We start from the raw sequence: 24,696 nt of genomic DNA on the forward strand, positions 1-24,696 counted from the left end.
GCCGTGCGTCACCCGGTACGCACTTGGAGCCATCAACGTGAAACGCATCGCTACCAGCCTATTTTGTTGTCTCTTGCCCTTAAGTGCGAGCCATGCAAACGATGATAGCTATTATGACAGATACTATGACAGCTACCCTACGTCGCCACTAGCGTACACCGCCCCCGACAGCGAGCTGCTTCAATTGGACAACGGCGTCATTCTCGAAGGCAGTGACCTCAGTGGGTTAGATGCTTATTCGTCGGGGTTTCGCGTCACCGCAGGTTTTACGCCTTGGTACTTACCCCAGATTGATATCGGTGCCGAAATTGCCTATCGCGAAAGCGACGAAGTGCCTATTGCATCGGGCGTCAATTCTATGCTTATGAATACCATGAGCCTAGGCGGTGCCTTAGTTGCAGGCATGCGCATGGGTACCTTCAGCATTTATGCGAAATCAGGCTTAACGGAGTGGCGTGGTGAAACCTACTCCCCGCAAGGCGTCGATGACAGCGGCACGTCAATGCTCCATGGGCTTGGCGCCAGCGTTCGGGTAAATCGCCTGATCAGCCGACTAGAGTATGAGCGCATTGACGCACCAACGCTTAATCACTTAAGCCAGCTAAGTGCTTCCCTGCACCTGCCTTTTTAAATTAAGCGTTAACTGCAACGTTATCCCGTATTACGCAGTCCCGCGGCAATCCCTGCCATGGTCACCATTAGCGCGCGGGAAAGATCAGCACTAATCGCCCCATCGGCATCGCGATTACGCTGCAAAAGCTCCGCCTGTAACCCATGCAGTGGGTCGATATAGGGGTTGCGTACGTCAATCGCCTGGCGAATCAGCGGGGTGTTCTCCAAAAGCGCTTCCTGCTGCAGCACTTCTAACACGGCCGCTTCCAGACTCTCGAAACGTTCGCGTAGCTTCTTACCCAGCGCTTTAAGTGTCGGCTCGTCCACCAAGCGGTGCTCGTAGTAAGCGGCAATGCCCACATCCGCTTTGGCCAACAGCATCTCCAACATATCCAAATACGTGCCGAAGAAAGGCCACTGGTTGCGCATCTCTTGCAGCACTTCGCGCCCGCCGGGCTGCTCCAACCGCCGCGAGAACGCCTCTCCACTGCCCAACCATGCGGGCAGCATAAGACGAATCTGCGTCCAGGCAAAAATCCAGGGGATAGCCCTCAAGGTTTCCACCCCGCCATCTTGGCGGCGCTTAGTTGGCCGCGAGCCCAGCGGTAACCTACCCAGCACGCCTTCCGGCGTCACCGAGCGAAAATAAGGCACAAAATCGGGATCTTCACGTACTACCTTGACGTAGGCAGCATGGGCGATGTCCGCAAGCTGATCCATTTCTTGACGCCAGTGCGGCTCGGGCGCCGGCGGTGGCAACAGTGTCGCTTCGAGCACCGCACAGGCGTAAATCTCCATCGAGCGCAGCGCAATATCGGGCTGGCCAAACTTAAAGCGGATCATCTCACCTTGCTCGGTTACCCGCAGGCTGCCATTTACCGAGCCTGGTGGCTGAGAAAGTATCGCGGCATGTGCTGGGCCGCCACCGCGCCCGACCGTACCGCCGCGGCCGTGAAAGAGCGTTAAATCCACGCCATGCTGTTCACAGACGTCCACCAGCGCCTCTTGGGCGCGATACTGCGCCCAAGCCGCAGCAAGTTGCCCGGCGTCTTTGGCTGAGTCCGAATAGCCAATCATCACTTCCTGGCGATCACTAATGAGCGCTCGATAGCCGGGTAGCGACAACAATTGATCAATCACACCGCTGGCGTGATCAAGATCATTGAGTGTTTCAAATAGCGGGGCAATAGGCAGAGCAACCTTTCCGCCGACCTCTTTCATCAACAGGGCAACAGTAAGCACATCAGAGGGCTCTGCCGCCATGGAAATAATGTAGGTACCGAGCGATTCGCACTGCTCCTGAGCCACCACCTTGAACGTATCCAACACCTCACGAGACTCAGCGGAACACTCCCAGTGGCGCGGTATCAACGGCCGTTGAGAATCAAGCTCGTCGAGCAAAAAGCGTTGACGCTGCGTTTCATCCCACTGCTGGTAGTGCCCAAGCCCCAATGCCTCGGTGAGCTCTTCCATCACCTGCGCATGGCGGCTCGCCTCTTGACGTAAATCAAGCTTAGTGAGGGTGACGCCAAACACCGCGACTCGGCGCAAGGTATCCAGTAACGCGCCGTTGGCGATAGTGTCGAGCCCGACATCGCACAGCGAACGGTAGCATGCTAAAAGCGGCGCGTAGAGTTGATCACGGGTTTCGATAATCGGGCCACCTTCAAAGCTGCGCCCATCGAGTCGGGCCTTGGCCCAATCGCGGGTGGCCTCAACGCGGGCAAGCAGCCGCTTTAATAGCTCCCGGTAAGGCTCGGGCACGTCACCCACTTCCGCTTTGAGTGCGCTATTGGCCTTCCACATTGAGAGCTCTGTTTTAAGCTGCTCCAAGTCACGTAGATAAAGATCCGCCGCCATCCAGCGGCCTAATAGCAACACTTCACTGGTGACTTTAGCGGTGACGTTGGGGTTGCCGTCACGATCACCGCCCATCCATGAAGCATAGCGAATCGGTGCGGCATCCAGCGGCAAGCGCTCGCCAGCGGTTTCCACCAGCAGGTTATCCAGGTCACGATGGAAATCGGGCACTGCTTGCCATAGCGAGTTTTCAATGACGGCAAAGCCCCATTTGGCTTCGTCCACCGGCGTAGGTCGCTCGTGACGTATTTCGTCGGTGTGCCATGCCTGGCTAATCAACTCTTCCAAACGCCCTTGAGCGCGAGTGCCGCGCTCGGGGTAATCCTCGGCGTTTTCGATAGCCGTCAAACAATCATCGATGGCGTCATATTTTTGAATCAGCGTGCGGCGAATGACTTCGGTCGGGTGTGCGGTAAGCACTAATTCCACGCGCATAGTGGCGAGTGTTTCCACCAGTTTGCGCGGCGAATTACCGGCCTGTTTGGCGCGAGAAAGCAAATCCCCCAACGCCGGCTGAGTGCCGGGCTTGTAATCCTCTACGTGGTGAAAGCGGGCGCGGTAGTGCTGCTCGGCAATGTTGGCCAAGTTCAAAAACTGATTGAATGCACGGGTAACGGGCAAGAGATCATGCTCGGGTAACTCGCGTAAATATTCGATCAACTCGCGTTGGCGCAGCGAATCTCCCTGGCGCCCCTGTTTGGCGTGAGCGCGGATCGCTTCGATTTTATCCACGAAGGGCTGGCCCAAATCATCGGCGATGGTTCGGCCTAAGCTATCACCGAGAATACGCACATTATCGCGCAGCGATTCATGTAAATCATGGCTCATGCTGTGGCCTCCTTGCAGGGGTCGCCTACTTTAAAAACAGTCTGTTAAAAATTAAACGTCGTTGTATTCTTTAACTTTAGCCGCTTGCCAATGGGTTTCCATCTCATCAAGCGACGCCTCCGTCAGTGTACGACCGTCCGCTGCCAGTGCCCGCTCGACATGGTGAAAGCGGCGCTCAAACTTACTATTGGTGACACGCAAGCACTGCTCGGGGTCGGCGTTTAGCGTGCGGGCTAAATGGGTCACGGCAAACAACACATCGCCCACTTCGTCTTGCGCTTGACGCGGGTCACCGGCCTCAAGTGCCGCTTCTACTTCGTCGATCTCTTCGCGAATTTTGGCCAGCACATCGCGCGCATCCGGCCAATCAAACCCGACACGCGCGGCGCGTTTCGAGAGTTTGGCCGCGCGCGAAAGCGCCGGCAGTGTGCGCGGCACGTCATCTAATACGGAAGCCGGATTGGCCGTTCGCGCGTCACGCTCTTCGGCTTTTAGCGCTTCCCAACGGTGCTTGACTTGCTGAGTCTGAACTTCATCCGCACGAATGCCGGGCGGGCGCCGCGACGCCAACGTTCCTTCGGGAAAAACATGCGGATGACGGCGCAGCATTTTTTCCACCAGCGTATCGACAATATCGGTAAAGTCAAAACGCTGCTCCTCAGCGCCGAACTGCGCGTAATAAACCACCTGAAAGAGTAAGTCTCCCAGCTCGCCGGGAAGCTCATCAAAGGCACGTCGCTCAATGACATCGGCGACTTCATACGCCTCTTCTAGCGTATGCGGGACGATGCTGTCCCAGTCCTGCTTGATGTCCCACGGGCACCCCTGATCAACGTCGCGCAGGACCTGCATCAGCGTGAGCAGATCCTCTAGCCGGTAACGCATTATGCACCTCCTATACGAGCACTTTTTTCCGGGTCGGCATTGCGTAGCCGACGCACTTCGGTGACGTTGGGTAGCTGCTGAATACGCGAAAATAGCCGTCCAAGGGCTTCCAATCCGTCGACTTCTAGCGTGATGCGCAGGCGGGCAATACCTTCGTCGGTATCGGTGAGCGTGTTGACGGCCAGCACATTGACTTTCTCATTGCCCAGCAATCCCGTGACATCGCGCAAGAGTCCCGAACGGTCCCAAGCTTGAATTTCGATGGTCACCGGGTAGCGGGTTTGTGCCCGCTCGCCCCACTCGACCTCGATAATGCGTTGCGGCTCATCGCCACGCAATTGCAAAATATTGGGGCAGTCTTCCCGGTGCACCGTTACCCCTCGCCCTTGGGTGATAAACCCGACGATGGGCTCGCCGGGGACCGGGCGGCAGCAGTTGGCCATGCTGGTTTTTAAGTTGCCTACACCTAGCACGGTAATATCGCTTTGAGTCGCTTTGCTCGATTGGCGTTTTGGCTTGGCCAGTAAGCGGTCGAGTTGCTCCTGGTCGTCGGTTTCACCAAACAGATGCTGCGCTTGGTTCAATACCTGACCGATGCGCAAATCTCCAGCGCCAAGCGCGGCGTACATGTCCTCGGCACTAATATAATTGACCGCCGCCGCCAGGCGTTTCCGGTCTAGCCCCTCGACATCCAGGCGCTTCATCTCACGTTCAAAAAGTGCCTGCCCCTCTTCGACATTTTGATCGCGCGCTTGGTGTTTAAACCAGGCTTGAATCTTGGCCCGCGCGCGAGACGTGCGCACATAGCCGAGGCTAGGGTTGATCCAGTCGCGGCTCGGCCCGCCTTTGCTCGCGGTAAGGATTTCGACCTGCTGCCCGGTTTTAAGCTTGTAGGTCAGTGGCACGATACGGCCGTTGATCTTGGCTCCACGGCAGCGATGGCCAATTTCGGTGTGCACGCGGTAGGCAAAGTCGATAGGCGTGGCGACCCTTGGCAGGTCAATCACGTGTCCATCCGGGGTGAATACGTAGATACGATCCGGCGCCACGTCACTTGAAAGCCCTTCGCGCAGATCACTGAAATCGCCCACTTCGTCTTGCCACTCCAACACCTGTCGCAGCCAGGCAATTTTTTCTTCGTAACTGCGGCTTTTGGCGTTGGTATCATGGCCTTTATAGCGCCAGTGGGCACAAACCCCAAGCTCGGCTTCATCGTGCATGGCAAAGGTGCGAATCTGGATTTCCAGCACTTTATTTTCGGGTCCGATCACCGCCGTGTGCAGCGACTGATAGCCATTACGTTTGGGGTTGGCAATGTAATCATCGAACTCGGTAGGGACGTGATGCCAGCGCGAATGCACAATCCCCAACACGGTATAGCAATCGGTAATTTCCGGTACCAAGACACGAACGGCACGGATATCGTGAACCTGGGAAAAATCGATCTTCTTGCGCTGCATTTTGCGCCAGATAGAGTAAATGTGCTTAGCACGACCGCTCACGTCGTAGTGATGAATGTGCTGTGCCTCCATCAGCTGCTTAAGCGTTTCCACCACATCGTGAATGTAACGGTCGCGATCAAGACGCTTCTCCGCCAAAAGCTTGGCGATGGTTTTGTACTCGTCTTCATGCAGGTAGCGAAAGGACAAATCCTCAAGTTCCCACTTGATCTGACCAATGCCTAACCGGTGTGCTAAAGGCGCATAGATATCAACGACCTCCCGCGCGACCTGCAAGCATTTTTCCAGCGGCGCGTCTTTCACCTGGCGTAAGGCGCAGGTGCGTTCGGCGATTTTAATCAGTGCCACGCGGACATCATCCACCATGTTCACCAGCATTTTGCGCAGGTTTTCCTGCTGGTTATGCTGGCTCATCGCGTGATTCGGCGCATACGGATGACTTATCGCGGCCATTTGTAGCACGCCGTCAATGAGGCCTGCGACTTCAGCACCAAAGCGTTTGGTCACCGCGTCTAAGCTTAGCCGCCCCTCGCGCACGGCGCGGTAGAGCACTGCCGCTTCCAGTGCTGCCTGATCCAACTTGAGTTCGCCGAGAATATCGGCCATTTCCAGGCCCATGCGAAAGCTCGAGCCAGGGGCGAGCCAGGCACGGTGGCTGCGCTCGGCATCATTCTCAAGCGACTGCGCCAGCTCACAGGCTTGCGCCAAGCGTTCAGGGGCACGTAGGCGCACATCCTCTTGTAAACGCGCTAGCCACTGCGGAATATCCACCCAACCGCTCTGGATGAGCGGCTGGTCTTCTCGCACTTTGACCATGATAGTTACTCACCTTTCTCGGGCCGTCTTGTCAAAGACGCACCTCACAAAAATAGCTCAAATGGACGCGACTTATGGCTTAACGGAAAATATATATCAACCACTTACGCCGGTGGCTCCAAAAGCATCAGCGTTTCCATGTGCGCGGTATGCACAAACATATCCGCCGCGACAACGCGAGCAATGCGGTAACCCCCATGCATAAGGTGTGCCGCATCACGTGCTAACGTCGCCGGATCACAGGAAACATACGCAATACGCGGGCGCTGATGGGGCTTGGCGGAAATCTTGGCTAACGCCTGGCAGACGCTCTCTGCGCCGCCGCGAGGCGGGTCGAGAATAACCGCATCGGCTGGTATCTCCTTCAGCAGGGCATTAACGCTCTCTCGTGAATTCAAATCAGCTTGCTGGCCATTTACCGGCAGCTGGTGACGGTGGGCATTGGCGACGAGCCGCGCCACCATCGCGGGGCTGCCTTCCACCGCGTGCACCTTAGCGCCGGCGGCGGCCATCGGCAGGCTGAAGTTACCCATCCCGGCATACAGATCCAGCAGCTGCTGCCCTTTTTGCGGCGCGAGCCACTGTATCACTTGCGCCACCATCTGCTGATTTACATCGGCGTTGACCTGAAGAAAATCACCTGGGGAAAATTCCAGCGTTAATGACTCACACCCAGGCAGCGTCAGTATATCGTTAAGCACCGGCGGCGCACCAACCCAGTGCAATTCAGGTGAACCTGCCTGGCTTTTTGCCCGTTCCGGGTTATCACGGTTGATGCTATCGCGCTCAGCGCTGTCTCGCCCTGAGCGCATTCCTAACGCAACGCCTTGCTCGTTGGCAAACGCGTGCCAGCGATCAGCGTCTTGCGGCTGCTCTTTGAGCTGCCTGACGATGACCACGCAAGTGTCAGGCGTGGCCAACAGTTCTATATGGCCTACGTCGCGGGGCGACTTGAGCGAGCCCAGCACATCGCGCAGCGGGGTGATTAATGCCTGCAATTCGGGCACCAGCACGCAGCAACTCGCGATATCGACCAAACGGTGGCTGCGCTGGGCACGAAACCCCATCAATACGCGACCTTCGCGATCGACGTTCACCCCTAAGCGTGCACGACGGCGGTAGGCGTCGCTGTCGCTTTTAAGCGTATCGAGGCTGCCCTGCCAAGAAATCCCTTGCCGGAAAAGCAACTCACGCACGACTTCGCGCTTGTGCTCCCGCTGTGCAGGCACGCTCATATGCTGTAAATCACACCCGCCGCAGTGGCCAAAATGCGGACACGGAGGCGTTACCCTCTCAGGGGCGGCGGAAAGCCGCTCGCGTATATGCGCCTCGTCGAAACGTTTGCGCGTCATGTGCGTGGCGATTTCGACGCGCTCGCCCGGCAATGCCTGATCGACAAACACTGCCTTGCCCGAGGGCAAATGCCCCACGCCACGGCCATCGTGGGCGAGGCGTTCAATGGTGAGGACTTGGTCGCTGGTGGTTTCCGCGTTAGGCGCCTGTTTAGCACTCTCTTGTCGCGCCAAGCCAGACTTATTGGAGGCGGGACGTGGCGGGCGCCGCTTGCCCAACATGGCCATCTACCCCTCCACTTCTGGGGCAAACAGGCCCGTAGAAAGATAACGATCACCCCGGTCGCAAACGATAAACACAATGGTTGCATTCTCGGTCTGCTCAGCGATACGCAGGGCTCCGGCGAGGCATCCACCAGAGGAAACACCAGCCAAAATCCCCTCTTCGCGCGCTAGACGCCGCATGTGCTCCTCAGCTTCTTCCTGGCTGATATCCAGCGTGACATCTACCCTTGGTGACTCAAAAATAGCCGGAAGATATGCTTCAGGCCAGCGGCGAATGCCCGGAATACTCGCGCCATCCGCGGGTTGCAGGCCGACAATCTGGACGTCGGGATTCTGCTCTTTTAGATAGCGCGACACGCCCATGATGGTGCCTGTCGTGCCCATGGAGCTCACGAAGTGGGTCATCTCGCCACCGGTTTGATGCCAGACTTCCGGGCCAGTCGTGCGGTAGTGCGCAAGGGGGTTATCAGGGTTGGCAAATTGATCCAGCGGTTTGCCTTCCCCGCGAGCAATCATTGCATCGGCAATATCGCGCGCCTCTTCCATGCCGCCTTCTTTACTCGCTGCCACCAGCTTCGCGCCATAAGCCGCCATGGCTTGCTTGCGCTCGGCTGAGGCGTTTTCCGGCATCACTAGCACCATGTTGTAGCCTTTGATCGCCGCCGCCATGGCAAGCGCGATACCGGTATTACCCGAGGTCGCTTCTATCAGCGTATCGCCGGGGGCAATATCGCCGCGCGCTTCGGCTTCGGTGAGCATAGACAGAGCCGGGCGGTCTTTCACCGAACCGGCAGGGTTATTGCCTTCTAGCTTGGCCAACAGCGTATTGTTGCGCCCCGCCGTGATACGCTTTAAGCGTACTAGCGGTGTATTGCCCACCACGTCTTCAAGCGTGAGATAGCGTGTGGAATCGTTCATTATGCGTTCCTTATCATTACCGTTGTGCGGCATTATATCGGCGCAAGCCAAAGCTTTATAGGCAACCTCTTTGAATCACCGGGCGTTTTTCATGTCTTTGAATACTCGACTTCTCTTCGCGTTGATGGGCATTCCACTGTGCGTCTACGCAGCAATGGCCGTTCTTCTCGTGGTGAACAGCGACCAAGCCTCACGCCAAGCGCTCAAAGAGCGCTTGCAAGATAGCAGTGAACTCATCGCCCCAAGCCTTAGCCAAGCCCTATCACAGGCCAATCCTGAGGTGTTGACACAACTCACCCAACGCTTGCTTGAGCAAGATAGCTTACGTGCCGTGGCCCTTTACAACGCTGACGGCGAGCGTTTGATTTCCCTTGGCCATATGACACTCCCCACGCCCGCCACACAAATCCCCAATGAGTTTCAGTTAAATACCGATGCTACCGTTTGGCAACTCCGACAGCCGCTACCTGCCGAAGATAATCCCTCACGTTCCGGCTGGCTTGAGGCTGAGGTGGATACACGCGCGCTAACGCTTGGCCACTATCGCTGGATTGCTACGTTAAGTTTAGTGGGCATGCTGTTGGGCATTGCGCTATTTTTATTAGCCTTTGCTATCAGCCGCTTTGCCACCCGTCCGCTAGAGGAAGCCAACCTCGCCTTATATCGCTTATCTCGCGGAGATTACCACCTCCACCTTGCCTCTGACTCAACACGCGAACATCAACAGCTAGCCGACAACATCCATACGCTGACTCGAACCATGCAGCGCGCTCAACATGAGATGCAAACCCAAATTGAGCATGCCACGAGCGAGTTGCAAGAGTCGATGGAGACCATTGAAGAACAAAATATTGAGCTCGATATGGCTCACCGCAACGCATTACGCGCCAACGCCGTCAAATCGGAATTTTTGGCCAATATGAGCCACGAAATTCGAACCCCGCTTAACGGGATTATTGGCTTTTGCCGCTTGCTTGGTCGTTCCAAACTTGACTCGCGCCAGCAAGAATGGTTGCAGCACGTGCACCGCGCTTGCGACAACCTGGTGATGCTAGTCAATGACGTGTTGGACTTCTCCAAATTGGAAGCGAACCGCTTAACGCTTGAAGAAGCAGACATTGACATGGTCACGCTGGTCGATGAGGCAATAGGACTCCACGCGCCGGAAGCACAACGCAAACAACTGCAGCTGGTCGCGATGGTATACGACGACATCCCCATGCCGCTGCGCGGAGATCCGCTGCGCTTGCACCAGGTGTTAAGCAACCTGCTTAGCAATGCGATTAAATTCACCCATGAGGGTGATGTCATTGTACGCGTGATGCTGGATAGCGAGATTGCCACTCAGCATAAAAGGGCACAGACGGTGTTGCGCATCAGTATCAGCGACACCGGCATCGGTTTAAGCCATGAGCAACAAAAACAACTCTTTCAGGCGTTTACTCAGGCCGAGCCCAGCCACTCACGAGAATTTGGCGGTAGTGGCTTGGGGCTTACGATTTGCCAACAGCTCATTCAGCGCATGGGCGGTGAGATAAGCGTTGAAAGCGAACCGGGTAAAGGCGCTACGTTTGCTTTCACTCTGCCTCTACTCGCCCCCCATGCGAAAGAAAGGCCGGTAGAGCTAACGCTGCCCGGCTCCACCATTTGCTTGCATGAGCCACACGCGCCAACGCGCTTTGTACTGACCCATTTAATCGAACGCTGGGGCGGAAAGCCTCGTCCCTTGAGCGCACTTGAGACCAGCCAGTTACTCATTATTAGCGCCACTCAAGAAGAGCTTCACGGGCCAACCATTAACACGCTACAAGCCACGATTGAGGCAACGCCCTGCCCCGTGCTGGTGCTGGCTAACGTTGCCAGTCTCGATGCGCCTAGGCTTACCTACCCTCACGGCGGAGAGCTAATCGCTAAACCTATCACTCGCACCACACTCGCTAGCGCGCTCAAACGCCAACTGCTTGAAACACCACAAGTCGCGCTCTCAGCAACCACCGAGACACATAAAACAACGCACCACCTACACATACTGGTCGTCGATGATAATACCTCCAACCGTGAGCTCCTCAAGGCGCTGTTAGAGCGCGACGGTATTATCGTCACCACTGCTGAAGGCGGCCAGCAGGCACTGACATTTGCTAAAAGTGCCTCTAAGCCCTTTGATATGGTGTTGATGGATATTCGTATGTCCGGCATGGATGGGGTACAAACAACCCAAGCACTGCGCCGTTTAGGCGGGCCATGGGCATCCTGTCCGGTGATCGCGGTCACCGCCCATGCGCTTAACAACGAGCGCCAACAGTGGCTTAACGAAGGACTTGATGAGGTACTCGTAAAGCCTATCGACGAGGCGAAGTTACACCAGATGTTGCAGCGCTTCCTAGGCGTAACAATCGCAACACCGACCACCCAAACCGTCACTCCTAGACCCGCCCATGCGCCAGAGACGCTTGCGATTGTGGATTTAACGCTGGGGGAGCGGCTGGCAGGAGGAAGTCCAGCGCGCGCGCATACTCAGTTAATCTTACTGATTGACAGCCTTGATGCCAGTGAGGCTAATATCCGCCAAGCAGTGAATCAGCAAGATGAAGCCGCACTGCTTGATGCCGTTCACCACCTTAATGGCGCCAGCCGATACTGTGGCGCGCCAGAACTTGCCTTATTAGTGGAAACCTTAGAGACGCGCTTGCGAACGCGTGGGATGGCGCAAGCCCAAACACTGTTGGAAGATCTATATGCCTCGATGCAACGTCTAAGGGATGAACGTCAGCGCTTAACTGACGCTTTTTACGTTAGCTCCTAGTTGGCTTCTTGCTCTAACACCACAAAAGCGACGGCGTACTCGGCTTCATCGCTCAGGCTAACGTGGCTTTTGCCTACCCCCGCATCGGCCGCGCGTTGCGCCGCTATGCCACATAACTGAAGATGAGGCTTGCCTAGCGTATCGTTGAGAATTTCAATCTCACCCCACTGTATACCCTGGCGAAGCCCTAGGCCCAGTGCTTTGACAAACGCTTCTTTAGCGGCAAAACGCTTGGCAAGAAATGCCGCCGGATGCGGGTGCCCAACAAAGCGGCACTGCTCATTCGGGCCTAATATCCGCGTTGCAAAGCGTTCACCGTGGCGCGTCATCGCCATGTCAAAGCGCGCCACTCGAGCGATATCAGAGCCAATGCCGACAATCATGCGTGCCCGCAGCAGTCGTTGTGGTGTTCGCTGTCTTCGTCATGATCATGGTCGTGGGCGTCGAGTGCGACCATCAGCCCTGCCTCTTGCCCGGCGACAATGAGTCGTTTCATCTCGGCCACGGCCTCCTTCAAACCGACGAACAGCGCGCGCGCGATAATCGCGTGACCAATATTGAGCTCATTCAAGCCAGGGATGGCCGCAATCGCCTCAGCATTGTGATAATGAAGGCCGTGTCCGGCATTAACCACCAGTCCCGCTTCATTGGCCACTGTCGCGGCTTGGGTCAAGCGGTGATACGCCGCATTGGCCGCATCGCTGCCTGGCCGGGCTTCAGCGAATGCGCCAGTGTGCAGTTCAATCGTGGGCGCGCCCACACGCACGGCTGCTTCAATTTGCACTTCATCGGGGTCAATAAACAAAGAGACGTCGCAGCCAACGGTCGTCAGACGCTGGCAAGCATCCGCAATCGCATCAAAGCCGCCCACTACATCCAAACCGCCTTCGGTCGTTAGCTCTTCGCGCTTTTCCGGCACTAAGCACACGTGCGCCGGGCGAATTTCCTCGGCAAGGGCCAACATTTCTTCGGTGACGGCCATCTCAAGGTTCATACGCGTATTGTGCATCTCGGCAAGCAGGCGCACATCGCGAGGTTGAATATGGCGGCGATCTTCACGAAGGTGCACGGTAATACCGTCAGCACCAGCCTCTTCCGCAAGAAGAGCGGCTTGAACCGGGTCGGGATAACGCGTGCCACGCGCTTGGCGAAGCGTGGCAATGTGGTCAATATTAACGCCTAACAAAATACGGGGGGGATGCATAACGCCTCCAAAAATGAAAGAAACACGCCGGGAATGCCTAAGAAGGGGGCAACGAGCTAGCTGAAGTAGGCGCTGAGTGACGCCGCCGGGCTAAATCTAACATTAAGCGCCGAGAGCGTAGCTCTTGTGCCCCGAGCATCGGCGCCAAGGCCGCCCGCATGACTGCTTTCAGCGCGTTAGCGAGGCCAGGCAGGTGCCAGTTCCCCTGCTCGATGTAGCGCAAAGTGCGCCCTTCCCATCCGCGTTCAGCGGGCGTGAAAGCGCGGTTTAGCGCATCAAATTGATAACGCGCGTGTGGGTCAAGTGCGGAACCGTTGGGCGCCGTAAATCGCGGTGTCGCACCCAGCGCCTCTAGCAACGCCCACTCGTAGCGTCGCAGCGCGAGCGCCCGCTCGGCAGGAAGCGGCAATGCGTCCATTAGTGCCGTATAAAATGCGAAGGTGTCATCTGCTGGCATCTCTATGGGCAACAGCCGTGTCGCAATTTCATTGGCATAAAGACCACAGAGCAGCCCCTCACCCACAAGCAGTGCGGTATGCCCCCGCGACTCCATCAGCATCAACCGCTTAAGCTCGCGTTCGCCGCGCCAGGTAACAAACAATGGGGTAAACGGCTGAAGACGCTGGCGCGACTTGGAACCGGGCCGCTGCACGCCATGGGCAACAGCACGTACGCGCCCATGGTTGATCGTCAGCAGGTCCACCAGCGCGCTTGTTTCGCGGTAAGGACGCCGATGGAGCAAAAACGCCGGCTCGGGGGTCATAGAGCTCTCAGTGAAAAACGTCGCTAAAGTGAGAAACGTCGTTTAGTCGAGATCATAGCCTAAGCTTTTCAGGGCACGCTTATCGTCTGACCAGCCACGCTTCACCTTAACCCACAGGTTCAACATCACTTTGGCACCCAGCACGCGCTCAATATCCAGGCGCGCTTCACGGCCGATGTTTTTGATTCGCTCGCCATTGTCGCCAATCAAGATGACTTTCTGCCCTTGGCGTTCGACCAAAATCAGCGCACTGATGTGGGTGACTCGCTCGGTTTCACGAAACTCTTCAATCTCGACGGTCACCTGATACGGCAATTCATCGCCCAGCTGGCGCATGATTTTTTCCCGCACCAGCTCTGCCGCCATAAAGCGCAGGCTTTTGTCAGTGATTTGGTCGTCGGGGAAGAAGTGCACACTCTCAGGCAGGTGTTTAGCCACTTCTTCTTCAAGGGTATCCACTTGCGTGACGTGCTTGGCGGAAATCGGCACAATGGCCGCGAAGTTACGACGCGCACCCACTTCCGACAGCCACGGCAACAGCGTGGCTTTATCCTGCAAACGGTCGACTTTATTGACCGCCAAAATAATCGGCGCTTTGACATGCTCTAAACGCTTTAATACCGCTTGATCTTCGTCACTCCAGCGAGTGCGATCAATGATGAACACAACACAATCCACATCACGCAGCGCTTGCGTGGCAGCCTGATTCATAAAGTGATTGATCGCTTTATTGCGGTCTTTCGACATGATGTGCATGCCGGGGGTATCGACATAAATATATTGCGCATCACCGTCGGTTTTGATACCCATCACCTGATGGCGCGTGGTCTGCGGACGCCGCGAAGTAATCGAGACTTTCTGCCCCAAAATACGGTTCATCAACGTCGATTTACCAACGTTGGGGCGCCCAACGATCGCCACGAATCCGCACGTTTGGCTCATTGGGTTTCTCCACTTTCTTCAGATGAGGGTTCTAAATAGCTCAGTGCTTCGTCAGCTGCCTGCTGTTCAGCATGACGGCGACTCGGCCCTTTGCCCGTTGTATGCTGATCAAGCAAGTCAATATAGCATTCGATAGTAAAGGTCTGCGCGTGAGCTTCACCTTTTACCGTCACGACTTCATAGCGTGGAAGTGCTGCCTGGCGCGACTGCAAAAATTCTTGCAGCCGGGTTTTGGGGTCTTTTTGTGTGTCTTGCAAGGAGATGCTCGCCAAACGCTGGGTATACCAAGCAAGTACACGCTCACGCACGGCATCCATTCCTGCATCCAAGTAAATGGCACCAATGACGGCTTCAACGGCGTCAGCCAGAATAGATTCGCGTCGATGGCCGCCGCTTTTCATCTCACCGGACCCTAATCGCAAGCACTCTCCAAACGCCATCTCACGGGCCAGTTCAGCGAGCGTCTGCCCCTTCACCAAACGGGCTCTCAAACGCGAGAGCTGACCTTCTCGGGCTTGAGGAAAGCGTTCAAACAGCGCTTCGGCAATCACAAAGTTGACAATTGAGTCACCTAGAAATTCCAGGCGTTCATTATTACGACCACCGTAACTGCGGTGAGTCATGGCCAATTCTAACAACAATATATCGTTAAACTCATAGCCGATACGTCGGCAAAAAGTGTTCAAGGGATTACTCACGGAGCTCCTACGTCATTGACGATTAACATGGGGATTACAACCATTTTGCACTTTTATTGTCAGTCACGTGTTACTCAATGTGCCGCATGCTGGTAAAGCTGGGTAAACCGCCATCCCAGTGCATCCACACTGCGAAGGCACGGCCTACGATATTCTCTTCCGGGACAAAGCCCCAGTAGCGGCTATCGTTGGAGTGGTCGCGGTTGTCTCCCATCATAAAATAGTGACCGTCGGGAACCACAACAGTGCGAAGCTGCGGCCCAGGATCTCGCGGGTTATTATAAATCCGATATTCAGCGTCCCCCATACCCTCCGCTAACAATAGCTGTTGGGGGGATGCCTCGGGGCTCTTTTCTAGCAGTGCCTTTGGCACCACCTCACCATTGATATAGAGCTGCTTCCCTTCGTAGCGAATGCGATCACCCGGTAAGCCAACAACGCGCTTAATGAAGTTAACAGAAGGCTCTTCGGGAAAGCGAAATACCATTACATCGCCCCGTTCAGGCTTGGCAACATCCAGTAACTCAGTATGTACAACCGGCAGCCGCAAACCATAGGCAAATTTGTTGACCAGAATAAAATCCCCCACTTCTAGCGTCGGGCGCATAGAACCGGAGGGAATTTGAAAGGGCTCAACAATAAAACTGCGCACCACTAGCACCACTAGCAGTACCGGGAAAAAAGAGCGCGCGTAGTCGACCGGCCAAGGCTCTTTAAGCAGTTTTTCACGGCTTTGGGGGTCAAGCCCCTCTATCGTGGCCGCTTCCGCCGCTGCTGTACGCTCGCGACGGCGCCGACGCCAGATAAGCACATCCAGCAGATAAACAATGCCGGATAGCGCCACGGCGATGACCAGAAGTAGTGAAAAATCCATGGTGGGGCCTCGTCCCTAGTCGTTGACCTTGAGCACGGCAAGAAAGGCATCTTGGGGAATTTCAACACGCCCCACCTGCTTCATCCGTTTTTTACCGGCTTTTTGCTTTTCAAGCAGTTTCTTTTTACGCGTGATGTCACCGCCGTAACACTTCGCTGTCACGTTTTTACGCAGTGCTTTAACAGTCGAGCGCGCCACCACTTGCCCACCAATGGCCGCTTGAATCGCCACGTCGAACATCTGGCGCGGGATCAGTTCTTTCATTTTTTCTACCAAAATACGTCCACGTGAATGGGCGTGATCTCGGTGAATAATGACGGCAAGCGCGTCCACTTTATCGCCATTAATCATCACGTCGAGGCGTACAAGCTTGGCTGCTTCAAAGCGCTCAAAGTTATATTCTAAAGACGCATACCCTTTAGAAATCGATTTTAGCCGGTCAAAAAAGTCCATCACGACTTCAGACATCGGCAGTTCATAGGTGAGCTGAATTTGGTTCCCCAAAAACTGCATATCCAGCTGAGTACCGCGGCGTTGCTCGCACTCGGCGATAACGTTACCGACAAATTCCTGCGGCACCAGAATGCTAGCGCGCACAACCGGTTCGCGCATTTCCTCAACGTCGGCCAAATCCGGTAGCTTCGAGGGGTTGGAGACATAGTTAACATCGCCATTTTTCATCGCCAATTCGTAAACCACCGTGGGGGCCGTGGTCAGCAAATCGAGATCATATTCGCGCTCTAAACGCTCTTGAATGATCTCCATGTGCAGCGTGCCCAAAAAACCCACGCGGAAACCAAAGCCAAGCGCATCGGAGTTTTCCGGCTCGTACTCCAGTGAGGCGTCGTTTAGGGCCAATTTCTCCAGTGCATCACGGAAGTCTTCGTAATCATCGGCACTAACCGGGAACATGCCCGCATACACTTGCGGCTTTACCTTTTTGAAGCCAGGCAAACGTTCGACATCGGGTGTTTTGGCATGGGTGATGGTATCGCCGACGGGTGCGCCATGAATATCTTTAATACCAGCGACCAAAAAGCCCACTTCGCCAGCGCGCAGAATATTGGTTTGTTTGCGCAGTGGGGTAAAAATTCCCACTTCTGTCGCGCCCCAGTCACGTCCGGTAGATTTGATCTGAACTTTGTCCCCTTTGCGCAAGGTGCCATCGAACAAACGAATTAGCGATACCACGCCTAAGTAGTTATCGAACCAGGAGTCGATAATCAGCGCTTGTAACGGCGCATCAGGGTCGCCTTTAGGCGGCGGGATATCACGCACTAAACGCTCTAAAAGCGCATCAATACCAATGCCACTTTTAGCCGACACCTGACAAGCATCGGTCGCGTCAATGCCGATAATTTCTTCGACTTCTTGAGCCACGCGATCCGGGTCAGCTTGTGGGAGGTCAATCTTATTGAGTACCGGAAGCACTTCAAGCCCTTGCTCGACGGCGGTATAGCAGTTAGCCACCGATTGGGCTTCCACCCCTTGCGCGGCGTCTACGACCAACAACGCCCCTTCACAGGCATAAAGTGAGCGCGACACTTCGTAAGAAAAATCAACATGTCCGGGCGTATCGATAAAGTTAAGCTGATAAACCTTTCCATCCGACGCCGTATAGTCCAGTGTTACCGATTGCGCTTTGATGGTAATCCCACGCTCACGCTCGATATCCATCGAGTCGAGCACTTGCTCTTTAAGCTCACGCTCGGTAAGCCCATCACACGTTTGAATCAACCGGTCCGAAAGCGTGGATTTGCCATGGTCGATATGTGCGATGATAGAGAAATTTCGTATATGGCTGATTTTACTAACATCTTCACTATTTGACATGTATTAAAATCCGATATGTGTACGCACCCATGTACTAAATAGGTAGACATACCCATTGAGCGCTAAAAAATAGATTGGGGTGCATTGTACACCGCCCCAGCTTGGCTGTCGCCAGATGGTACTGCCTTGTTAGAGCTGCAAGGGGACGCCATAGCGGTGCTCAAGCGGGAACTACAAGAAATACCTCTGGACAACGATAATTTAGATACGCATTTTGCCATCAAGCTCCGCCGAAAAAACAACACTATTATCGATGCGTAATTCAGTAATAATGAGGCGCGTATAAAAAAGCACCGGCCTGGCACCGGTGCGGTTGACGAGGGCTCAGCTTTTGTGGCGAGCGTTATAAATCGTTTCGTCGAGCTCCCCTTCGCTCTTGCCGACCAGCGTGGTGACCATAAGATCGCCTGCCACGTTCACACTGGTACGCGCCATATCCAGGATACGATCAATACCGGCAATCACCGCAATGGCTTCCAGCGGTAAACCGATTTGAGCCATCACGATGGACAGCATAATCAGGCCAGCACCGGGAACACCGGCTGTCCCGATGGAAGCCAAAGTGCCGGTGAGAATAATCATCCCGTAATCCATTAAGCTGAGATCGACGCCTAGCAACTGGGCGATAAATACCGCCACCACGCCTTGATAGATAGCGGTGCCGTCCATGTTGATAGTAGCACCCACCGGCAATACGAAACCGGCTACGCCTTCCGACACACCGAGATTCTTCTGAGCACAGCGCAGAGAGACCGGCAGCGTGCCCGAGGATGAAGCCGACGAATAGGCGACGACCAAAGCATCGAGGATTCCTTGTAAGTAACGCACCGGATTGAGCCGACCAATCAATGACAGTAAGCCGGTATAAACCACCAGGACATGCAACACACTGGCCAAGTAAGCCACCCCGATGACTTTGGCCAACGGCAGCAATACTTCGAGCCCATAACTGCCAGAAACATGTGCGATGAGGCCGAACACGCCAAATGGCGCGAGTGCCATAACGAAGCTCGTCAGCTTGTACATGGCCTCGGCGAAGCTTTCGAACACACGAATGACCGGTTCGCCCTTCTCCCCGATCAACGTCAAGGAGATGCCTAAGCCAATGGCGAAAACGATGATCTGGAGAATATTTCCCTTGGCGAGAGCATCGATAGGGTTCTGTGGCACAAGCCCCACCAGGATATCAACGAGACTCGGCGCTTCACTGGCTTGCACATCGGACTCGAAACTCATCTCCAGTCCTACGCCAGGCTGGAAGATTAGCGAGGCGAGTAAGCCAATGGAAATAGCAAAAGCCGTAGTGATGAGATAAAGCCCGATGGTGCGAACACCGATGCGCCCCATTTTCTGCGGATCGCGCATTGCCGTGATGCCAACCACCAAGGTGGAAAATACCAAAGGCACGATCAGCATCTTGATGGCACTTATGAAGATATCGCCAATAGGTTTAAAGATACTGGCATTTTCGCCCATCAAGGCACCCGCCAGAATACCCAGCAAAAGGCCAGCGAGGATCTTTTGCCACAAAGGGATCCGTTGCCACAGGTTACTGTTGGCGCTTTCTGGATGTTTCGTCATGGAGCCATTCTCTCCTGCAACTATGTTATTAATTGGGTCATATTACTGAAAGATGGCGATTGTACAGAAATATATCAATTTAACGCACTGAAAAGCCGCATTAAATCGCTGGTTGACTTTGCCTCATAAAAAACGCTTTTGTCTCACCTTAGAGGTGGATCAAAAGCGTTGCCCCATTCTGCAAGCCGCCCGGCATTTTACCGGGCGGCTCGAGCGTTCTGCAGGAATAGACTGAGCCTACTGAAGGCGAAGCGCTACGAAAAGCGAGCGTCCGTCGCGGTAGATCCGCAGCGGGACTGCGCGATCAGTCGGTAACTTCGTGACGACATCTGCAAGCTCTTGGGCAGAAGAAACACGTTGCTGATCAATACTGACCAAGATATCCCCGGGGCGAATACCCGCCTGCGCCGCGACGCTTTGTGGGTCAACGTTGGTCACCTCAACCCCTCCTTGGATGTTGAGCTTTTCGCGTATGGCGTCATCAACTTCACGGACCGCGACGCCCAGACGCACTTGGCTGGTGTCGGGCTGGCTGGTGTTGGCTTGCCCATTGTTGGGCCAACGACCCAGCTCTACCTGCTCACTGATCTCGCGGCCATCACGTAATAAACGCAGATCCACCTCATTGCCCGGGGCCACACGGCCAATCAGACGTGGCAACGTGCTTGAGCGTTCGACATCCTCGCCATTGACTTTAAGAATCACATCACCGGCTTCTAGGCCGCCACGTGCTGCGGGGCCTTCCGGGTCAAGGTCAGCGATCAGCGCGCCGGCAGGGGTTTCCATACCAAACGATTCCGCCAAGTCACGCGACACTGGTTGAATCATCACGCCCAGCCAGCCGCGGTTAACACGTCCGTCATCGCGCAACTGATCCGCCACATCCATCGCTACGTTGATAGGAATCGCGAAAGAGAGCCCCATGAAGCCGCCGCTACGGGTGAAGATTTGCGAATTAATCCCGACGACTTCGCCATCCAAATTGAAAAGCGGCCCCCCAGAATTACCCGGGTTGATCGCCACATCCGTTTGAATAAAGGGGACATAGGCATCTCGTGGCAGTGTGCGGTTAATCGCACTGACGATCCCCGCGGTTACTGAGTGGTCAAAACCAAACGGTGAGCCAATCGCTGCGACCCACTCGCCGACGTTCAACTCATCCGAATCACCGAGGTTAAGGGTAGGAAGGCCACTGGCATCGACTTTTAACAGCGCGATGTCGGTTTGCGGGTCGCTGCCGACAAGTTCAGCCTCTAATTCACGGCGATCATTAAAGCGCACCAATATCTCGTCGGCATCTTCGACAACATGCGCGTTGGTCAATACATAGCCGTCTTCACTGATCACAAAACCGGAGCCCAACGATTGCCGTTCTTCACTCCGACCTTGCTCTGGGCCTTGCCCTTGGCCACCACCGGGCGGAACCGGGAGGCGGTCACCAAAGAAGTGACGAAAAATCTCGGGGATATCTTCTTGACCAAAGCCGTGGAAAGAAGGGTCACCTCGGCTAGATACCGTTCGGCTAGTGGAAATATTCACCACACCCGGCGCGGCGTCTTCAACAAGCGTCGTGAAGTCAGGCAGCTGCTGTGCTTGGGCATGGCTACTGAAGACCAAGGCTGCCATCAAACAGAGCCATAACGTCGAGGGGAAAATCAGGCGCTTCATGTAAGAGCTCCTAACATTAGAATAAGGCCAAAATCGGCCGTGGATGAGACAACGAATACTCAGTACCGAGAGTCATCGGTGCAAAGCGTCATCGGTATCAAGAGACAGAATTAATTGACCAGACGAGGTCGAAAGCGTTCCGCATCACGTCGATTTTTAAATTTAAAGACAACGGCGGTAGCGATCAAGGCGGCAAAAAAAACCGCAGGTGCATTCCACTGTGAGGCCATTTCCGCCACCGATAGCAACCCTACGCACGTCATCGCCACCAAAAGCGGAAGCGCGTAAACCCAAAGCGCTAAATGCATTAATGAGCGGCGCGGCATGCGAAGACGCACATGGCCTCCAAGCGGAAAAAGAACATCTAGTTCGCGTTGTTTTTGGGCTTCTAGGTTATGGCCAACAGGCACATCCACTTGCCAATGCCGGGAGCGCTGTAAAAGCCCCGCCCCGCAACCGCCACCTTTTTGACAACGCTCGCAACCAGCACCGGCTTGCACTTCAACGCGCAAACCCGTTGCGCTGTACCCCACCACCGTGGCATCACGATACAAATCCGCCGTGCTTAAAGCACAGGATGCTAGCGCCATGATGTTGACTCCGAAGGTTTATCAACGAGTCCAACAGCGCGGACAACGCGGCGCAAGACCTGAGGTGGCACCTCACCAATTGCCACCACCTGACGATCAGCACCTGAGCTTTGGCTGCGCTCAACCGCCACCGCCGAAACACCGAGTTTATGGACACCAGGCGAAAGAGACGACGCAGACAAAGGCTCAACAAACACACTGATGGCAGCCAACCCATCGCTATAAAGCTTCTGGGCACGTCCACTGGGCAGCTCTCGCGACACACCTGGCTGTAGCTGAAAGCCTTTAGGCAGCCAAGTTACCTGCCAATCAACGTTTGGCTCACTACCTGGGCGACCGATTTTTACATCGCCGCTAAAACGCTCTGGGTCTTGTAACTGTGTTACTTGAAATGTTTCTAAAATATCGCCGTCGGTATCGCGTACCACATGCTTCAGCACAAGACCACTGGCAACATCCAGCCACCACTGATGCGAATAGCGATCTGCATCACGCGGCTCAAACGTGATTTTTACTGCTTCACGCCCTGCCACGCGTTTATCGTTTTCAAGCGAAACGGCGTAGATACGGCTGATGTGCGTTGCCCATTGGGCCGGAACGGAAGTCTCAACATCCGGTGCGTTTGTCCACCCCCAGTGGCCGACGCGGGCATGGCGTTCAATACTCATGGAAGGACCATCCAAGTATTGGACTACCTGCTGGCGGACCCCGTCTTGAATGCGATGTGAAAGGGCTAAAGTACGTATTTCATTTGCGTCAATCGCAACGGCGCGTGCTTGAAAACTGTAACAATGGCTAGCCCACAAGCTCGTGGTCAACCACTGTTGAACATTGCTCGGCGTTTGTTCTTCCAACGCCTCACAGCTCAGCGTCTTTGCGTTGGGCGCCAACTCAGATGCTAATAGGGGATACGCCATCAACATCAAAGCGTGAAGCGCAAAAATACAAATGGTAGTGCGAACATTACGCGTCATCGGCTGCGGCATCATCTACGTACTGAGTATCCATCAACGGTACATATCACCATTCCGTGCATTTTCTTTGCACGCGCTACTGCCCAAGCGATTCAGTGGACATGGCCGAACGCATTAGCGGCAGCCAGCTATCGCTGTTGCCATATGCCGCGCCATGGGCATGCTGCTCAAGATATGAGCGCAATAAGCGAGTTTGCTCAAGATCAAGTCCCGCATTTTGCACATTGTTCGTCGTCGTATTAGACGGTAACTGAGCGGCAGAAAAGCCGCCCTCGCTGACATTCATAAACCCACTATTAGCCGACTGACCATTGAGCCGAAAAGGAGTGGGCTCAAACATTGGAATGTCGCTATTTGCGCTCCCGACACGAGAAAGCTCTGAAGTCGCCAAACTCACAGGTTGCACCTGCTGGGTAGCGCTAGCCGACGTCGATGGTGCATTTGCCACACTGGCAGAGCGATCAACGGACGGGCCGTCATTGCCATCACCAAGGCCGCTATTAAAGTATTGTACGCCAGTGACCACCATTAGCGACACAGCGGCGGCAACACCGGCACCACGCGCGAAAGATATCGTGGGCACCTTCTCTGCTTTAGCAACTGACTCTGCTTTAGCCTCTAACGGGGTATCCGCTAGCGGAACAGGCTCTTCTTGCAAACGAGCCATGACCCCAGCGGACAGGTCGATACTCACATCAACACCCTGCTCGCGTTGCATCAAGCTTCGCGCTAAATGGTAACGACGCCACGTATCGGCTGCGTCGGCATTGTTAGGAAGCGCCTTTAACACTCGGCGTAATTCAAGCTCATCGCTTTCTCCATCCATCATGGCTGAAAGCGACTCCCGCGTGTTTTGACTCATACTTCACACCCTCAAACTGATTCAGAGAAGCTTGCGCAAAACATTAGTCGTTAACCGCTTACATACGCCCAGCGGCATTGATTCGTAATGTTAAATCGCCCCACTTCTCTCCGGCCAAGACCTTATCGTCATCACTTACCTCATGATGTCGAAATGTCGCTACCCTTCAGGGCAGCCTGAACAGTATGACGTTGTATTTATCAGACAGTTCAACACGAACCCCAAACCTCGCCAAAAAAATGCGTTCACTCGTCACGACTGTTGCGTGCCGTACTCACTAATGGGCGAATATGCTCGTCGACAGCCTCCCTTGCACGAAAAATACGCGAGCGTACGGTACCGACAGGGCAATGCATCACTTGTGCAATATCTTCATAAGCAAGGCCATCAAATTCACGCAGCGTGATAGCCGTGCGTAAATCGTCGGGTAGCTTTTCAATGGCTTCGAACACGGCCGCCTCAAGTTGGTCTCTGGCAATTGCCGCCTCTGGCGACTCGCTATCCGCTAGCCGACCGCTTTGATCGATAACCTCAGCATCCGCCACATCCATATCGCTCCCCGGAGGACGTCTGCCGCGCGAGACAAGGTGATTTTTCGCCGTATTAATCGCAATCCGGTACATCCAGGTGTAAAACGCGCTCTCCGAGCGAAAATTCGCCAGGGCACGATAGGCTTTTATAAATGCCTCTTGCGCAACATCCTGCACTTCGGCGTGATCGTGCACATAGCGACCAATTAATCCTATGATTTTGTGTTGATACTTTTTCACTAAGAGGTCAAACGCGCGGTTATCGCCTTTTTGGGCACGCTCAACAAGCTGCTGATCGGTTTCACGGGTGCCCATTCAAACGCCCCTCCTGCTCGTCTGGCAAAGAGCATACCTAGATCGTTTTCGTTCCCATTTTGTCTGAGCATTAACAGCAAGCAGCATAGCGTCCCTTGGGAGT

The 24,696-nt window shown here is 54.9% G+C and carries 20 protein-coding genes; 2 read left to right on the forward strand and 18 right to left on the reverse strand.

What is annotated here, in order from left to right; all coding sequences use genetic code 11:
- The first annotated feature begins 37 nt into the window (after positions 1 to 37).
- Positions 38 to 631 (forward strand): hypothetical protein, encoded by a 594-nt coding sequence (locus M8006_RS02120; protein ID WP_430886806.1) that lies wholly within the window; start codon positions 38 to 40, stop codon positions 629 to 631.
- A gap of 20 nt (positions 632 to 651) precedes the next feature.
- On the opposite strand, the gene ppc is transcribed toward M8006_RS02120, so the two are convergent.
- The 5 genes from ppc to cysM all read right to left on the reverse strand — a co-directional run bounded on the left by ppc (position 652) and on the right by cysM (position 8,956).
- Positions 652 to 3,300 carry a phosphoenolpyruvate carboxylase gene (ppc, locus tag M8006_RS02125; protein ID WP_250079597.1) on the reverse strand — a complete coding sequence of 883 codons (2,649 nt, stop codon included), beginning with the start codon at positions 3,298 to 3,300 and terminating at the stop codon, positions 652 to 654.
- 51 nt (positions 3,301 to 3,351) lie between these two features.
- Positions 3,352 to 4,185: a nucleoside triphosphate pyrophosphohydrolase gene (gene mazG / locus M8006_RS02130; protein WP_250079599.1), complete on the reverse strand. Its 834-nt coding sequence runs from the start codon at positions 4,183 to 4,185 to the stop codon at positions 3,352 to 3,354.
- Entirely contained in the window at positions 4,185 to 6,461 is a 2,277-nt protein-coding gene (gene relA / locus M8006_RS02135; protein ID WP_250079601.1) for a GTP diphosphokinase, read from the reverse strand. Before relA ends, mazG begins: the two co-directional genes overlap by 1 nt.
- 104 nt (positions 6,462 to 6,565) lie before the next feature.
- Complete coding sequence (gene rlmD / locus M8006_RS02140; protein ID WP_250079603.1) at positions 6,566 to 8,041, reverse strand: 23S rRNA (uracil(1939)-C(5))-methyltransferase RlmD; 1,476 nt, start codon at positions 8,039 to 8,041, stop codon at positions 6,566 to 6,568.
- Positions 8,042 to 8,956, reverse strand: coding sequence for a cysteine synthase CysM (cysM, locus tag M8006_RS02145; RefSeq protein WP_250079606.1), 915 nt, complete (start codon positions 8,954 to 8,956; stop codon positions 8,042 to 8,044). It abuts the gene before it with no gap.
- Between the two features lie 91 nt (positions 8,957 to 9,047).
- On the opposite strand from cysM, the gene M8006_RS02150 reads away from it, so the two are divergent.
- Positions 9,048 to 11,759 carry an ATP-binding protein gene (locus M8006_RS02150; protein ID WP_250079608.1) on the forward strand — a complete coding sequence of 904 codons (2,712 nt, stop codon included), beginning with the start codon at positions 9,048 to 9,050 and terminating at the stop codon, positions 11,757 to 11,759.
- Here M8006_RS02150 and acpS read toward each other — a convergent pair.
- The 13 genes from acpS to rpoE all read right to left on the reverse strand — a co-directional run bounded on the left by acpS (position 11,756) and on the right by rpoE (position 24,593).
- Complete coding sequence (gene acpS / locus M8006_RS02155) at positions 11,756 to 12,142, reverse strand: holo-ACP synthase (RefSeq protein ID WP_250079610.1); 387 nt, start codon at positions 12,140 to 12,142, stop codon at positions 11,756 to 11,758. The genes M8006_RS02150 and acpS overlap by 4 nt on opposite strands.
- Positions 12,139 to 12,963 carry a pyridoxine 5'-phosphate synthase gene (gene pdxJ, locus M8006_RS02160; RefSeq protein ID WP_250079612.1) on the reverse strand — a complete coding sequence of 275 codons (825 nt, stop codon included), beginning with the start codon at positions 12,961 to 12,963 and terminating at the stop codon, positions 12,139 to 12,141. Before pdxJ ends, acpS begins: the two co-directional genes overlap by 4 nt.
- Before the next feature lie 37 nt (positions 12,964 to 13,000).
- Entirely contained in the window at positions 13,001 to 13,726 is a 726-nt protein-coding gene (gene recO, locus M8006_RS02165) for a DNA repair protein RecO (RefSeq protein ID WP_250079615.1), read from the reverse strand.
- Between the two features lie 42 nt (positions 13,727 to 13,768).
- Positions 13,769 to 14,668: a GTPase Era gene (gene era / locus M8006_RS02170; RefSeq protein ID WP_250079617.1), complete on the reverse strand. Its 900-nt coding sequence runs from the start codon at positions 14,666 to 14,668 to the stop codon at positions 13,769 to 13,771.
- Positions 14,665 to 15,366: a ribonuclease III gene (rnc, locus tag M8006_RS02175; protein WP_250079619.1), complete on the reverse strand. Its 702-nt coding sequence runs from the start codon at positions 15,364 to 15,366 to the stop codon at positions 14,665 to 14,667. The genes era and rnc overlap by 4 nt, the downstream gene beginning before the upstream one ends.
- Before the next feature lie 70 nt (positions 15,367 to 15,436).
- On the reverse strand, positions 15,437 to 16,240 hold the full coding sequence (gene lepB, locus M8006_RS02180) for a signal peptidase I (RefSeq protein WP_250079622.1): 804 nt from the start codon (positions 16,238 to 16,240) through the stop codon (positions 15,437 to 15,439).
- Between the two features lie 15 nt (positions 16,241 to 16,255).
- Complete coding sequence (gene lepA / locus M8006_RS02185) at positions 16,256 to 18,073, reverse strand: translation elongation factor 4 (protein ID WP_250079624.1); 1,818 nt, start codon at positions 18,071 to 18,073, stop codon at positions 16,256 to 16,258.
- Between the two features lie 324 nt (positions 18,074 to 18,397).
- Positions 18,398 to 19,654, reverse strand: coding sequence for a dicarboxylate/amino acid:cation symporter (locus M8006_RS02190; RefSeq protein ID WP_250079625.1), 1,257 nt, complete (start codon positions 19,652 to 19,654; stop codon positions 18,398 to 18,400).
- Positions 19,655 to 19,891: 237 nt separating this feature from the next.
- Entirely contained in the window at positions 19,892 to 21,322 is a 1,431-nt protein-coding gene (locus M8006_RS02195; RefSeq protein ID WP_250079627.1) for a DegQ family serine endoprotease, read from the reverse strand.
- 110 nt (positions 21,323 to 21,432) lie between these two features.
- On the reverse strand, positions 21,433 to 21,912 hold the full coding sequence (locus M8006_RS02200; protein WP_250079629.1) for a SoxR reducing system RseC family protein: 480 nt from the start codon (positions 21,910 to 21,912) through the stop codon (positions 21,433 to 21,435).
- A complete protein-coding gene (locus M8006_RS02205; RefSeq protein WP_347709732.1) occupies positions 21,903 to 22,901 on the reverse strand; it encodes a MucB/RseB C-terminal domain-containing protein in 999 nt (332 codons plus the stop codon). The genes M8006_RS02200 and M8006_RS02205 overlap by 10 nt, the downstream gene beginning before the upstream one ends.
- A gap of 61 nt (positions 22,902 to 22,962) precedes the next feature.
- Complete coding sequence (locus tag M8006_RS02210; protein ID WP_250079633.1) at positions 22,963 to 23,748, reverse strand: sigma-E factor negative regulatory protein; 786 nt, start codon at positions 23,746 to 23,748, stop codon at positions 22,963 to 22,965.
- A 245-nt stretch (positions 23,749 to 23,993) separates the two neighbouring features.
- Complete coding sequence (rpoE, locus tag M8006_RS02215; RefSeq protein ID WP_250079635.1) at positions 23,994 to 24,593, reverse strand: RNA polymerase sigma factor RpoE; 600 nt, start codon at positions 24,591 to 24,593, stop codon at positions 23,994 to 23,996.
- Positions 24,594 to 24,696 lie beyond the last annotated feature (103 nt).

The sequence above is a fragment of the Halomonas llamarensis genome (assembly GCF_023555005.1).
Lineage (GTDB): Bacteria > Pseudomonadota > Gammaproteobacteria > Pseudomonadales > Halomonadaceae > Vreelandella > Vreelandella llamarensis.